Origin of the sequence: Proteus sp. HMSC14B05, from assembly GCF_001808035.1 — a bacterium.
Classification (GTDB): domain Bacteria; phylum Pseudomonadota; class Gammaproteobacteria; order Enterobacterales; family Enterobacteriaceae; genus Proteus; species Proteus mirabilis.
In genome coordinates this window covers 275,614-290,056 of the sequence record NZ_KV792000.1, presented here as the reverse complement: position 1 = coordinate 290,056, position 14,443 = coordinate 275,614, and the positions used below count along the sequence as shown (strand labels likewise).

Here is a 14,443-nt window from a genome sequence, read left to right as displayed (position 1 = left end):
GCTATTTACTGCTTACTGCTATTACATCACTACCAACAAACACTTTTCTCAAACAATCGCTATTACTCATATTCTTTAGTGTTATGCATTAACGCATCGAAACTGGCTTTTATTTCTTCTTCTGGCAGATGAATACCAATAAAGACTAAGGTGCTTTGACGAGTTTCATTCTCTTGCCAAGGTCTATCCCAATCAGCGCTATATAATCGTTGCACTCCTTGGAATAACAACCGGTTAGGACTATCTTTAATATTTAATATCCCTTTATAACGTAATAGGTTATCGGCAAAGCTCAATAACAAAGACTCCATAACATCAGAGACTGCTTGTAACTCAACGGGATAATCAAAATTTAGTACAATAGACTGAATATCATCTTGTTTTTCTGGCTGAAAACGAAACAGGGGTTGCTTGACCTCTAAAGTATCATTCAACATAAAGCCTTTTACGTTAAATAATAGTGCTAAATCTATTTGCCCATTGATCACCGTATAGGTAGGCGCTCTAGCATTAATACGTCTTAAACGAGCAAGTAATTGTTGGCTCGCAGGTTGAATATCTGTTTTAGTTAATAGAATGCGATCCGCATAACCAATTTGAGATTGTGCAATAGCAAATTGATCTAACTGTTGCTGAGCATGGATTGTATCAACCAGTGTAATAATGCCATCTAATAAATAGCGTTGGCAGATCACTTCATGAGAAAAAAATGTTTGTGTGATAGGCCCCGGATCAGCCATCCCTGTACACTCAATCACTAGGCGATCAAACACAATGTCACCACGATCAAGACTATCGCAGAGATCGAGCAAAGTATCTTCAAGCTCATTCGATTTACTACAACAAATACAGCCATTGGTGAGTGTTTTTATTTGTGTTGCTCTATCACCAATAATTTCATCATCGATAGGCACTTCACCAAATTCATTTTCAATCACCGCAATTTTATAGCCATGCTCCTCATTGAGCATATGGCGTAAAAGCGTTGTTTTTCCCGATCCTAAAAAGCCAGTCAATATTGTTACTGCAATAGGTTCCATTATTTGTCTCCTTTACAGATTATTAGCAACAGCGGAAACCACCTTTACCATCACCGCCACCATAACGGGCTTCCTGACGTTCACGGAAAAACTCGTTATAGGTCATCACTGGTTTATCAGGATGGTTGTCCTTCATGTGCTGCACATAGTTATCATAATCAGGAATACCTATTAACATACGAGCGGCTTGTCCTAGATATTTTCCAGCTTGCCCTAAATTACCAAACATAAGTTTCTCCTAAGCCCCGCACTCATTAAGTGAGTGCGGGGGTTTTTAGCCTATTCGCCTAAGATTAATGACCTGAAGATATCTTCACATCTTTTGGCATAGGTACATATGGTGTTTCTTGTGCTGACTCTTTCGGATTTTTACGTGCTTTCATTGCGGTACGGATACCGTAGAAAATAATGCTGTAAACAACCACTAAGAACAGAATACTTAAACCTGCATTGGTGTAGTTATTAATCACAATGTGGTTCATATTGGTGATTTCTGCGGCAGTAAGATCTGCCCCACCGGCTAAGATTTTCGCTTTGTACTCATTAGCAAGATAGAAGAAACCTTCCATTTGCGGATCATTACTGAGCAGTTTTAATCCTAGCGCCCATGTTGTACAAATTAATAACCATACCGCAGGAATAACGGTTACCCAGATGTATTTCGTTCTCTTCATCTTGATTAAGATGACCGTACCTAAAACAAGTGCAACAGCCGCTAACATCTGATTGGAGATCCCAAACAGTGGCCATAAGCTCTTAACACCACCCAGTGGATCAACAACACCTTGGTACAATAGATAACCCCATAAACCGACACAACCTGCTGTACCGATAACACCAGCAATAAAAGAGTCTGTTTTCTTCAAGTATGGGATAAAATTACCTAACAAATCTTGCAGCATAAAACGACCAGAACGAGTTCCTGCATCTAATGCTGTTAAAATAAAGAGTGCTTCAAATAAGATCCCAAAGTGATACCAGAAGCCCATATCTGCCGCAGGTAAAATTTTATGGAACACCATAGCAATACCCACCGCTAACGTAGGTGCACCACCAGCACGATTAAGTACAGAAGGCTCACCTATATCTTTGGCAGTTTGTAAAATCTCATCAGGCGAGATAACAAAGCCCCATGAGCTAACTGTCGCAGCCGCGTGTACGGTGACATCTTTTAATTGATCCATAATCATTGCGGTGTTTTCACCCCCTAACTCATGCAGATTTGGCATTGTAATGCCTAATCCGGCAGGCGGTGTATTCATCGCAAAATAGAGACCTGGTTCAATAATAGAGGCAGCCACTAATGCCATGATCGCAACAAATGATTCCATTAACATTGCGCCATAACCAATAAAACGCGCATCCATTTCATTAGCGATCAATTTAGGTGTGGTACCTGATGCAATCAGTGCGTGGAAACCAGAAACTGCACCACAAGCAATAGTAATAAATAAGAATGGGAATAGAGCCCCTTTCCATAATGGTCCTGTACCATCAATATATTGGGTCATCGCGGGCATTTTTAACTCAGGATTTAGAATAACAATCCCGATAGCTAAACCAACAATTACACCAATTTTTAGGAAAGTCGCTAAATAATCACGAGGGGCTAAAATCAGCCATACTGGCAGTAAAGCAGAGATAAACGCATAACCAATCAACCCAAAAGTAATAGTGGTGTCTTTAAAGGTTAATGCAGGCCCCCAGTAAGGATCACTCGCGATAACGCCACCAAACCAAATAGCGGCAATCAGTAAAACAATACCAATAACAGAAACTTCACCCACACGACCTGGGCGAATATAGCGCATATAGATCCCCATAAATAGGGCAATAGGTACTGTTGAACAGACGGTGAATACTCCCCAAGGACTTTCTGCTAATGCTTTCACTACAATCAGAGCTAGCACCGCAAGAATGATGATCATGATAAGGAAACAGCCGAACAGCGCGATAGTTCCCGGTACAGGCCCCATCTCTTTCTTTATCATCTCACCGAGAGAGTTACCATTACGGCGCGTCGAAATAAACAGCACCATAAAGTCTTGTACGGCTCCAGCAAGTACCACCCCAGCTAATAACCACAGTGTACCGGGTAAATAACCCATTTGGGCAGCCAATACTGGCCCGACAAGTGGTCCAGCACCCGCAATAGCGGCAAAGTGGTGACCAAAGAGGACATAACGATTAGTTGGAACATAGTTCAAACCATCATTATTAATTACTGAAGGAGTGGCTCGAGTAGGATCGAGCTTCATTACTTTTTGAGCAATATAAAGACTGTAATAACGATAAGCGACTAAGTAGACCGCAACAGAAGCAACAACTATCCATAATGCACTGACGTGTTCACCACGGCGTAGTGCAACCACTGACAGACAAAAAGCACCAATAATCCCTAGGATCACCCAAGGTATGTGCTTAAGAAATGTATTTTTGTTCATGAGACACCTTTTTTTCAGGCAAGACCGAACAGCCAAAGAGTAGTACGGGACAATTGATAATAATTTGAGCGAATATGAAAATAATGACCCGCAGTGACATCATATGAAGAATGTCTGATGAATAGTGTTATTAAATCGCTAAACGGTTATATAGTGAGTTAAGCGGTCTATTTTCTCAGTTGAGTGGTTTTACTGATGTTAAAAGGTATTTTTTTTGTGATCGAGATAACAATTTTATGACTATCAATAAGTTAGAAAACTATTAATTACATAAAAAATCTTTTTTATTATACAAAAAAGGGAGATTTAGATCACAAATAAGCAACAAATAGTCATTATTAATATAATTGAGGCAATATTAACAATATCAGTCAAGGTGACAGTAAAATCAAAAAAAAGCACCTCATTATATTGATAACAAGGTGCTTTTTTATTAAATCTTTTGTGTATTAATAGTGGATCTTCTGGCGTCCCGCGATAGAGTGTGACAACGTGGTACCATCCACCATTTCTAATTCACCACCAACAGGCACGCCATGTGCTATTCTGCTAGCAGCAATATCATATTGAGCGCATATCTCAGCAATATAGTTTGCTGTAGCTTCACCTTCCACCGTAGGATTGGTGGCTAAAATCACTTCTGATATAGGCTCTTGGCTTAGACGCTCTTCAAGTCTATCTAAGCCAATATCCATGGGACCAATGCCATCTAGCGGAGATAGATGTCCCATTAACACAAAGTATCGACCTGCAAACTGCCCTGTCTGCTCGATAGCATGAATATCTGCCGGGCTTTCCACTACGCATATCTGACCATTTTGCTGACGTCGAGCATTAGCACAGATCGTACAACGCTCTTCTTCAGTAAATGTTCGACAATCACAACAGTGACCAATTTCAGACATTGCACGCGTTAATGCTTGTGCAAGTCGCATTCCTCCGCTTCTATCACGTTGAAGCAGATGAAAAGCCATTCGTTGCGCTGATTTTGGCCCGACGCCGGGTAAACAACGCAACGCTTCCATTAATGATTCAAGAAGAGGGCTAGTTTGCATTAGAATGGCATCTTAAAGCCTGGTGGCAATTGCATACCATTAGAGACTGATGCCATCTTCTCTTTTTGTGTCTCTTCAATGCGACGTGCAGCATCATTAAAGGCGGCAGCAATCAGATCTTCTAACATCTCTTTGTCATCTTCTAGCAGACTAGGATCTATTTCAACACGACGGCAATTATGAGCACCATTGATAGTGATCTTCACTAAGCCAGCACCAGATTCACCGGTGACTTCTAAGTTTGCGATCTCTTCTTGCATTTGCTGCATTTTTTCTTGCATCTGTTGGGCCTGTTTCATCAGATTGCCCAAACCACCTTTTCCGAACATAATTGTCTCTCTTTGTAAAAGCTACGCTGTATAGAAATATACAACATGTTGCGATTAAACAGGCCGGATACTCTCTTCATCCAATTCAGCATCAAAATAGTGCTGTAATGTCTGAATGGTTTTATCCGTAGTAATCGATTGACGCGCTAACGCCAACTTCTCTTCATAAATGGCTTGTCGCCATTCTAACGGCGTTTTAACCGTTAGATTATCATCTTCTATAATTGTGAGTGAAATTGCTTTTCCATGCAATTCACTTAGCGCATTTGTCAGTGTTCGTAGTGCATTTGCTGAATTTAAATGTTTCTGCTTACTGCGTAAATGCAAAATGATCGTTTCTTCACCGACCGTCTCTTTATAGGCATTTAACGCTAACTGCTGCACTAACTTCGGCAATGGCATTTTAGCTATTTCCGCCGCCCACTCGTCCCGCTGTTGCGACTCTTGCGCAATTTTAGCGGCTAATTCAGGCGTTTTTTCATACTCAAGAACTTCTTTGATCTCTTTCGGTGAAGAGACCACGGGCTCAGTTACTTGTGCCTGTGGATTTTGTGGCTTCCATTGATAAGCTTCTTTTTTCTTTTTCTCGACTGCAACAGATGACCGTTTTTCATTAACCCTTTGCTGGCGTTTTTCACTGACGGCTGCTAGCCGCTCTAATGCACTAGCAGCCGGCTTAGCCTGTTTAGGCGTCGCCGGTTGAGGCTTTTTTGGTGGCGTTTCTTGCTCAGCTCCCCTTATGGCTTGCCGTGCTCTTAACAGTTGTGCCGCAGGGCTATTTCCTAATGCAGCACTGTTTTCTGGCGACGGTGATACTTTGGGTGTCGCCGTTGCCATATTGCTTCTCACTTGAGGCGCCGATGTTTCAACTCGCTGTTGATTCGGCTGTGATGCTAAAGGCAATGTTTGCGCTAAAGGAGCCGTAGGGATTTCATCAATGACAGTTTTAGGATGAAAAGCAAGCGCCCTGAGAAGGGTCATTTCTACACCCATACGTCTGTCTGGCGCATAAGCCAGCTCTTTTCGCCCAACTAATAAAGTTTGATAATAAAGTTGTAAATCTTGTGGCGACACTGATTTGGCTAATAAACGTAAACGCTCTTGTGTAAATTGCTCTTGGGGATTATTTTCACTCGGCAAAAGTTGTAACATCGCAATTTGATGTAATAATGAGAGCGTTTCGACTAAAAAGTTTTCCCAATCCGTTCCTCTTAAAGCAACCTCATTAACCAACGACATCACTTGTTGACCATCTGCTTTTACTAAAGCTTCAATCAGTGCTAATGGTTGTGCATCATCGATCGTGCCTAGCATACGACTAACGACTTCTGTACTTACAATACCTTCGCCACTCGCAATTGCTTGGTCGGTTAAGCTTAATGCGTCACGCATACTTCCATCTGCTGCACGGGCAATTAATTGGCGTGCTCGCACATCATTTTCAATGTGTTCTGCGGATAGTACTTTCTCAAGCTGTGTCGCTATTTGGTCAACATCAAGTGCCCGCAGGTGAAATTGCAAACAACGAGATAAGATAGTAACAGGTAGTTTTTGAGGATCTGTGGTAGCCAACAGGAATTTAACGTGTTCAGGTGGCTCTTCTAACGTTTTAAGTAACGCATTAAAACTATGACGAGAAAGCATATGCACTTCGTCAATAAGATAGACTTTAAAACGACCACGAGCCGGCGCATATTGAACATTATCGAGTAGCTCTCGTGTATCTTCAACTTTCGTTCTTGATGCCGCATCGATTTCTATTAAATCAACAAAACGCCCTTGCTCTATCTCAAGGCAATTAGCACATTTACCACAAGGTTTACTGGTTATGCCTGTTTCGCAATTCAGCCCTTTAGCAAATAGACGGGCGATCGTCGTTTTTCCAACACCGCGAGTGCCAGAAAAAAGATAAGCATGATGCAACCTTTGGTGATCAAGACCATTAGCCAATGCGGTCAAAACATGACGTTGACCGACAACATCGTTAAAAGTTTGTGGGCGCCACTTTCGGGCAAGTACCTGATAGCTCATTGATTCCGCTAAATATGAACAAGATTTATCTCTATGCTAACACAGGGATAGCCTATTGAGCGAGATCTGTAGGAAACAAATGAGATATTGATGAAATTATCCGCACACTTTAAAGCGGTGACTATTGTGCGGGCCCAATGTATTGGGTCATACATTTTGATACACCCGCACGATGATAGGTATTTACCAGCAAATGCATTAAGCATCTGATTGACACTAAAAAAGCATTAATGCCCTGGGAAATTAACTAATGTGAAGCTATGGATCCCTTCTTTTTCTAGACGCTCAATACCGCCTAAATCAGGTAAACAGATAATAAATGCAGCTTCTGTTACAGTTCCACCTAAACGACGAATAAGACGAGCAGTCGCTTCGATAGTACCACCAGTTGCTAATAAGTCATCAACCATTAATACTTTATCTTTATCCGTAATGCTGTCTTTATGGATCTCTAATGTATCTGTACCGTACTCTAGATCATAAGTTTCACTAAGCGTCTCACGAGGCAATTTACCTTTTTTACGCACTGGCACAAAACCCACACCTAAACGTAAAGCAACTGGGGCACCAAATAAGAACCCGCGGGCTTCGGTACCTACAACTTTAGTGATACCCTGACCTTGATAGTGCTCAACTAATAAATCAATCGTTGCCTGATATGCCGCGGGATTATCCAGTAATGTCGTAATATCACGGAATAAGATCCCTTCTTTAGGGTAATCAGGAATGGTTTCAATGCTGTCTTTAATAAATTGCAGTTGTTGCGCGTTAGCAGTCATAATCAGTGCCATAATAAAAAACGAAACGATAGAATCTATGCAATATGCCGTTAAAATGCAACAGAAAGCCAGTGAACAACTCTTTTTTGTTGCTTTAAGTCAATTCATGTTTTTAGCAAAACAGGTACAAAGCCCAAATGAAAAAAACAGATCCATTGAGTTTGTTTAAAAAACAGATCGACAATCTCGCCGAAACCTTAGCGCCAATTGCAAACAAAAAAATTGCAGCACCTTGCTTCGACACAGCACTATTTCACCACCGTAGTGATTCTCTTGGTGGTTATATGCAACAGATCCGCGATAATTTTACTCAGTTAATAACTTGTGTTGAGGCACAACGTAGCCAGCAAGTTAAGTTTCTGGCAACACAAATCCTACAACAAATTGAAGCATTAACTCGTGAATTATCGACACAAACACTAAGAAAGCAAGAAAACCAGCTAAGTCAACGCAAAAAAAGTGTCGATTTATACCAAAAACTTGCCCAACATCAGGATTACGAGCGCCGATTACAGTCGATGATCCAAGATAGAGAGCTTGCTTTAACTCAAGCACAAGGCTTTGTACGCCAACAAGAATTACAAAAAGAGATTGCTGCTCTTGAAAATCGCCTAGCGCGTTGTAAAAGTGCCCTAGTTTCTATAGAAAAGAGTATTGAACGACAAGAAGATAAATATTAATCGGAGCCATAATGGAATTAAAAGATGCCCCTAAATCAGTTCAGTTAGCGGTTGATTTGATCTACTTATTTGAAACCAATCATATTGATCCCAACACCGTACTTGAGGCACTGGAAATTGTGCGAGTTGATTATGAGAAAAAACGAGATAATCAAACCGCTAACTAAACATCTTACTATTTAATTAAATGGCGTATTCGCTTCTGGTGTTGAACCATCAAGAGGGCCTTTTTTTATTTCTTGCACTTCTTCCCCTTGTTTATTATGCAGATACACTTCTAATTGGTTAAACGCGATATTGATATCATTTTCATTGCAAAGTTTATCAATAGCGCGGTTGACTTCGTCGATAGCAGTATTTCTATCCCCAAGCGTTCTAACATAAAAACGTAATTCATGATTTAACGTGCTAGCCCCAAATTCGGTAAACAGCACCACAGGCTCTGGCTCAGTCATCACTTTGGGATTATCTTTTGCTGCTTTCATTAAAATGGTTTTCACTTTATCCAGATCAGAACCATAAGCAACACCGACTTGAATGATAATACGTGTGACAGTATCAGATAATGTCCAGTTGATCAGTCGTTCGGTCACAAAGGCTTTATTCGGGATAATAACCTCTTTGCGATCAAAGTCCGTTACCGTGGTTGCTCGGATACGAATACGACTCACTGTTCCAGAATAAGAGCCAATTGTCACCGTATCACCAATTCTGACCGGTCTTTCAAATAAGATAATTATCCCTGAAACAAAGTTAGCGAATATTTCTTGTAAACCAAACCCTAAACCAACCGTTAAGGCTGCCGCCAACCATTGTAGTTTTTCCCATGCTACGCCTAATATCCCCAGCGAAACAATTGTACCTATCGCAATAATAATATAGGTCAGAATAGTCGTAATGGCATAAGAAGCGCCTTGCTGTAATTTAATTCTTGAAAGAATAAGAACTTCGAGTAAACCCGGTAGGTTTCTTATCATAAACCAAGAGATAGCCATAATGGCAAAAGAGAGGAGTAAGTCAGCAACCGTCACTGCTTTAACCACATTACCTAACTCTGTAGGCAAATTATAATGCCAAAGCGTAATACCATCTAAGTAAGTAAAGATTGTAATAAAGTCAGACCAAATACCATAAAAACTGGAAGCAAAGATAATAAATAAGATCATTGTGGTTAATCTTAATGATTGTTGGTTTATCTGCTCCATATCCATCGGTGGCTCTTGGATTGGCTCGAGAGTGTTATCGTCCCCCTCTTTTTTCTCTTTAAGCATCGCTTGTCGGCGCTCTAGCGCTCGACGATACGCCAGTCGTCTTGCAGCAACAGTAAGGCCGCGTAAACTCGCGTGGTAAGCAATAAACCACAACATAAGTAGATATAAACTATCAATCCAACGATTGGCTAAACGTAGTGCGGTGTAATAATAACCAAAAATAACTAACCCCATTAAAAGTAAAGGCGAGAAAGTTAATAAGGTGATAACCACCGTTCTCACAACATGATTACCCTTTTCTTGCCACATTTCACGACAAAAAGGTAATGCACACAGACTAATAAAAAAGAGTGAAATAATTGTCACTAATTGACCAATCACATCACCCACTAACAATAATGGGTTATTAATACCATAAGCGGAAAGTAAAATAATTGGCAACATGGGAAGCGATAAACGTAATAAACGTTTACGATTTTGTTGTACTCGCTCTAGGGGGATCTTAAAGTGATTAACGGCCACTCCATTATCCGACATTAAACGATAAGACCACTCAAACATCAGCCAAAATACCGCAAACTGCCAAGTAAAAGACCAGATAAACTCTTGTTGCACATTAAAGCTATTAATAAGCCAATATCCTATCGCTAACACAATACAAGAAAGGGGTAATGTTTTTAAGAAAACAATCCCTAAAGCTAATGGAGTATGTAACTGCGTATCTTTATTAAGCTTATTAATATCAGCACTTAATTTATCAAACTGCTTATCAAATTTTTTACGTTGCCAAACCAGTATGCTACTGAACAAAATTAGCGCAATCAGTACAGGATATGATTTTTTAGCCCCGGTCAACAGATTTTCATTTGACCAGTTGAGTTTAAAACTTTGAAATTCAGCCACTGCCTGATCTGGAAAGGTTGAGAACCAACTGAGGTTAATCGGTTTATTACTGCTTACCCAGAATATTTGTTGCGCTAAGGTGCTTTCTAATGAACTCACCACACTACGTAGCTGTTGCTGATCCATCTGTAAATTAATAGATTCAGAAATTTGGCTACCCAGTTGATTATTGAGCTTATCCAGTAGATCTCGTCGCGCATCAATCAGTTGTAATAATGCATTATGTAGCTCTTTTAGCTCATTTTTATCAGTAATTTCCGGATGTGCGGCTTGGTACTCTTGCATTAATTGGTCGATATAGAGATTCGGCTGAAAAATCTGATCTCTTTGTTTATTGATTTCAAACTGTTCTAAACGTAAGTCGGCAATTTTATCCGGTAACTTATTGATAAAGATATCATCAGGTAGCTCAATTTGCTCTTCAAACAGAATACGAGAGAGCAACAGACTCCCTTTCAATACATCAATTTGCTCTTTAAGATTGCGCTCTGATTGGATAGCTCTATCTAGGCGGTTTTTGACCATTAAGCTATGGCGATTTAACTCATTATTATTTTGTGTAGTAATAATCAGCTTATCGCTGAGTTTTTTATTAATATCAGCTTGAGCTAAATAAAAAGCGTTATTTTTAATCGCCTGATTACTCAGCTCTGCCGTCTGCGCCTCTTTGGCAACCTCTTCTGAACTGTCTAAACGTTTATCACTTAAGATCTCTTGCAGTAGTTGAGCATGCTCTTGAGAGAGGTCAATATAGGCTGAACTATAATCACGCTGTAATTGTAATAAGCTTTGTAGCTGTACATTAGATTGCAGTGTTCGTTTTTGAAAACTGTTTTGTTGTTGCAAATAATATTGTTCTAATTGTAAAAGTTGCACAGAAGAAGATCGCATTTGAGCTTTATCTGCACTGCTTTTATTTAATGCAATTCGTATTTGTTGCAATCTTTCTGAGTTATTAAATAAAACAGATTGCGCCCTTTCTGGTTGCGTTTGTAAAACAATAAGCTCATTACTGTAATTGGCTAAATCTTCCTGTGCTTTCGCTAAGGATTGTAAAACCTCTTCTAATTGCGACTCTAAAGTTGCAAGCGGTAGACTCTCTAAAGATTGACGGTAGTCATCAACTTCTTTGTTTGCTATTTTCTGTTTTAATTGACTTAATTGATTTTGAATACTGCGTAGCTTTTCTGGTAATTGCTCTACTGTCTTATTATAGTCGTCTGCTTTTTTCTCTAGTTGTTGAATATTATCAAGAAGTAGCAATGCCTGCTCTAGATCACCAATAGTGAGTTTATCTTCGGCACTTAAGTCACTACGTTTATTTAATAAATTAAGCTGGTTTTGAATACTTTCTTTGGTGGGTAAATTATTGCTGACTGTTTCTGCTTTAGCCGGGGTAAAAAGTATATTTCCTAACAAAACAAAGAGGATAGAGACAATAAATATTGTCGAAATAAAATGATTTAATCGAATAAAAACGTTAGATCCACGCATATTGAGCAACTTGTTCAATGAATATTGAAAAACTGCCTCTTAGTATAATCCAATTACTTGAAATTGGCAGTGTCATTAGAACAAGTCGCCTAGATGTTTCTCCCCTGAGAAAACAGAATATTGATCAGAAAGTCAAAATCTTATCCGCGTCGAGAGTCCATTGTGCTAAGTCCACCAATGTCCCAAGTTCAGCACCATCCACTAAAGGTAATTCACTGATACCACGAGTATCTGTACAGGTTTTGCATAACTTAACAGGGACGTTTTGTGCCGTTAAAATTTCTAACATTTGTTGGAGGTTGTAACCTTCTTTGGGTTGCTGATGAGCCAGTGCACCGGTTACCGCATCAGACATTAAAAAGATATTTAATTGCGTTTCTGGATGTTGCTCTTTTAAAGTAATAGATAAACGCAGTGCGTTAAATAATGATTCATTACCGTATGCTGCACCATTTGCAATCACTAATACTTTGCTCATGAACTTCTTCCTTATGTTTAAGAATAAATTAAGATAGCGCCGATATTCTCATATTTACGCTATGCTTAATCATATCAATAAAACTATCAACCAAATATTGACTTTCCTCTTTAATAGAAAAACTTTCTGGTGAAAATAACCAATTTTCAGCAAGCCCTGTCATCATAGCTCTTAACATAATCGCAGCTCTTCTTAAATCAAGGTTGGCAGGAAGTTGTCTTTTTTCGATACAGCGAGATAAAGATTGCTCTATTCTAGAGTAATCGGCTGCACATAATTCTCGGCGGATTTCAACAATTGGTGTCATTTCACCAACAAATTCGCACTTATGGAAATATATTTCTAGAAGTGCATTATGTTTCGGATCTTCGACAATTGATGTCAATATGTAAATAAGCAATTCTCTTAATACAAATAGTGGATCATCTGGATATTTTGATTGATACTCTAATTCTAATGATTCTATTTTTAAGTCGGTGAGTTCACACGCTTCAGTAAATAAATCCACTTTATTCTTAAAGTGCCAATATATTGCACCTCGAGTTACTCCGGCCTCGGTTGCAATATCTGAAAGTGATGTGGCAGAAACACCTTGCACAGTAAATAGCCTAAGTGCAGCATCAATAATCTGCTGTCTTGTCTCTTGTGCTTGGCGTTTAGTTTTTCGTGCCATTATTCCTCGATTTTGACTGAAGTTAATTTACATACATTCATGTATGTTTGTACTATACATCGCAATCATTCATCAACTTAATTATTTTTTATCCCGGGAAACAACTTTTGAATAGAGGTTTTCTTATGCGAAAAAACAGAGGGGTTTTGCCTCTGGCTCTGTTAGTGCTTTCAGGCAGCTTGGTTATTGCTGGATGTGGCGACAAAAATCAGTCTGCTGGAGGTCCACCTCCTGCTCCTGCTGTAGGTGTTGTTACATTAGATGCGAAACCACTGACTATCACAACAGACTTACCTGGTCGTACATCTGCTTATCGTATCGCAGAGGTTCGCCCTCAGGTTGGCGGCATCATCTTAAAACGCAATTACACCGAAGGTAGTTATGTAGAAGCAGGAACATCTTTGTACCAAATCGATCCTGCTATTTTTCAAGCTACATTAAACAGTGCTCAAGCTGATTTAGCAAAAGCGAAAGCGAATGCTGAAATTGCTCGCCTAACTGTAGAGCGCTATAAACCTCTACTCGGCACCAATTATGTCAGTAAACAAGATTTTGATACCGCAACATCTCAGTACGCTCAAGCTGTTGCTGCAGTAAAAGCAGCAGAAGCTACAGTGACTAATGCAAAAATTAATCTTGAATATACCAAAGTCACCGCACCAATTTCTGGCCGTTCAGGTAAATCAACGGTAACAGAAGGCGCATTAGTTGCACCTGGTCAGCAAGTGGCTTTAACAACCGTTCAGCAAATCGATCCGATTTATGTCGATGTGACACAATCGAGTGAAGATTATCTGAAATTAAAAAATGAAATTGAAAGTGGCATTGTTCGTCAAGAGCAAGGTAAACCTGTTGTTCACTTAACCTTAACTAATGGTCAATCCTATGCTCAAAAAGGTCATTTAGAATTTTCTGATGTGACTGTTGATGAATCCACAGGCTCTATCACTATGCGTGCAATCGTACCGAATCCAAATGGTGAATTACTGCCAGGTATGTTTGTTCGTACAAAATTAGAAAATGGTATTCGTCAAAATGCTATTTTGATCCCACAACAAGCTGTTATTCGTACTCCTCGTGGTGAAGCAACAACCATGGTCGTTAATAAAGACAACGTGGTTGAAGTGCGTACTATTGAAGTATCACAAGCAGTTGGTAATAAGTGGCTAGTGAATAGTGGTGTTCAGGTTGGTGACCGCGTTATCGTTTCGGGGCTACAAAAAGCAAAACCTGAAATGAAGGTTACGCCACAAGAAGAAAATTTAGATGCAACAGCATCAACTGAAAAATCTGAACCAGCGAAGGATCCTCAATAAGGAGTCGATG

13 protein-coding genes are annotated in these 14,443 nt (G+C 39.7%); 3 read left to right on the top strand and 10 right to left on the bottom strand.

Annotated elements, in window-relative coordinates:
* Positions 1-62: 62 nt before the first annotated feature.
* The 7 genes from yjiA to apt all read right to left on the bottom strand — a co-directional run bounded on the left by yjiA (position 63) and on the right by apt (position 7,678).
* Positions 63-1,040, bottom strand: a complete 978-nt coding sequence (yjiA, locus tag HMPREF3129_RS15315) for a GTPase (RefSeq protein WP_004252542.1) — start codon at positions 1,038-1,040, stop codon at positions 63-65.
* Between the two features lie 22 nt (positions 1,041-1,062).
* On the bottom strand, positions 1,063-1,269 hold the full coding sequence (locus HMPREF3129_RS15310) for a YbdD/YjiX family protein (protein ID WP_004245057.1): 207 nt from the start codon (positions 1,267-1,269) through the stop codon (positions 1,063-1,065).
* A 64-nt stretch (positions 1,270-1,333) separates the two neighbouring features.
* Complete coding sequence (locus HMPREF3129_RS15305; protein WP_004245058.1) at positions 1,334-3,484, bottom strand: carbon starvation CstA family protein; 2,151 nt, start codon at positions 3,482-3,484, stop codon at positions 1,334-1,336.
* 449 nt (positions 3,485-3,933) lie between these two features.
* Positions 3,934-4,539, bottom strand: coding sequence for a recombination mediator RecR (recR, locus tag HMPREF3129_RS15300; protein WP_004245059.1), 606 nt, complete (start codon positions 4,537-4,539; stop codon positions 3,934-3,936).
* Positions 4,539-4,868, bottom strand: coding sequence for a YbaB/EbfC family nucleoid-associated protein (locus tag HMPREF3129_RS15295; RefSeq protein ID WP_004245060.1), 330 nt, complete (start codon positions 4,866-4,868; stop codon positions 4,539-4,541). The genes recR and HMPREF3129_RS15295 overlap by 1 nt, the downstream gene beginning before the upstream one ends.
* Before the next feature lie 54 nt (positions 4,869-4,922).
* A complete protein-coding gene (dnaX, locus tag HMPREF3129_RS15290) occupies positions 4,923-6,899 on the bottom strand; it encodes a DNA polymerase III subunit gamma/tau (RefSeq protein WP_004247250.1) in 1,977 nt (658 codons plus the stop codon).
* A 227-nt stretch (positions 6,900-7,126) separates the two neighbouring features.
* Entirely contained in the window at positions 7,127-7,678 is a 552-nt protein-coding gene (apt, locus tag HMPREF3129_RS15285; RefSeq protein WP_012367485.1) for an adenine phosphoribosyltransferase, read from the bottom strand.
* Positions 7,679-7,815: 137 nt separating this feature from the next.
* On the opposite strand from apt, the gene priC reads away from it, so the two are divergent.
* Together priC and rsmS are read left to right on the top strand one after the other, a co-directional pair.
* Entirely contained in the window at positions 7,816-8,358 is a 543-nt protein-coding gene (gene priC / locus HMPREF3129_RS15280; RefSeq protein ID WP_004247249.1) for a primosomal replication protein PriC, read from the top strand.
* Positions 8,359-8,369: 11 nt separating this feature from the next.
* Positions 8,370-8,525, top strand: a complete 156-nt coding sequence (rsmS, locus tag HMPREF3129_RS15275) for a pleiotropic regulatory protein RsmS (RefSeq protein ID WP_004245067.1) — start codon at positions 8,370-8,372, stop codon at positions 8,523-8,525.
* 12 nt (positions 8,526-8,537) lie between these two features.
* On the opposite strand, the gene mscK is transcribed toward rsmS, so the two are convergent.
* The 3 genes from mscK to acrR form a co-directional block, all read right to left on the bottom strand.
* Positions 8,538-11,966, bottom strand: a complete 3,429-nt coding sequence (gene mscK / locus HMPREF3129_RS15270; protein WP_036919789.1) for a mechanosensitive channel MscK — start codon at positions 11,964-11,966, stop codon at positions 8,538-8,540.
* A 124-nt stretch (positions 11,967-12,090) separates the two neighbouring features.
* A complete protein-coding gene (locus HMPREF3129_RS15265; RefSeq protein WP_004245069.1) occupies positions 12,091-12,444 on the bottom strand; it encodes a DsrE/DsrF/TusD sulfur relay family protein in 354 nt (117 codons plus the stop codon).
* Positions 12,445-12,472: 28 nt separating this feature from the next.
* Entirely contained in the window at positions 12,473-13,117 is a 645-nt protein-coding gene (gene acrR / locus HMPREF3129_RS15260) for a multidrug efflux transporter transcriptional repressor AcrR (protein WP_004247238.1), read from the bottom strand.
* Positions 13,118-13,242: 125 nt separating this feature from the next.
* On the opposite strand from acrR, the gene HMPREF3129_RS15255 reads away from it, so the two are divergent.
* On the top strand, positions 13,243-14,433 hold the full coding sequence (locus tag HMPREF3129_RS15255) for an efflux RND transporter periplasmic adaptor subunit (protein ID WP_004247237.1): 1,191 nt from the start codon (positions 13,243-13,245) through the stop codon (positions 14,431-14,433).
* Positions 14,434-14,443: the final 10 nt, after the last annotated feature.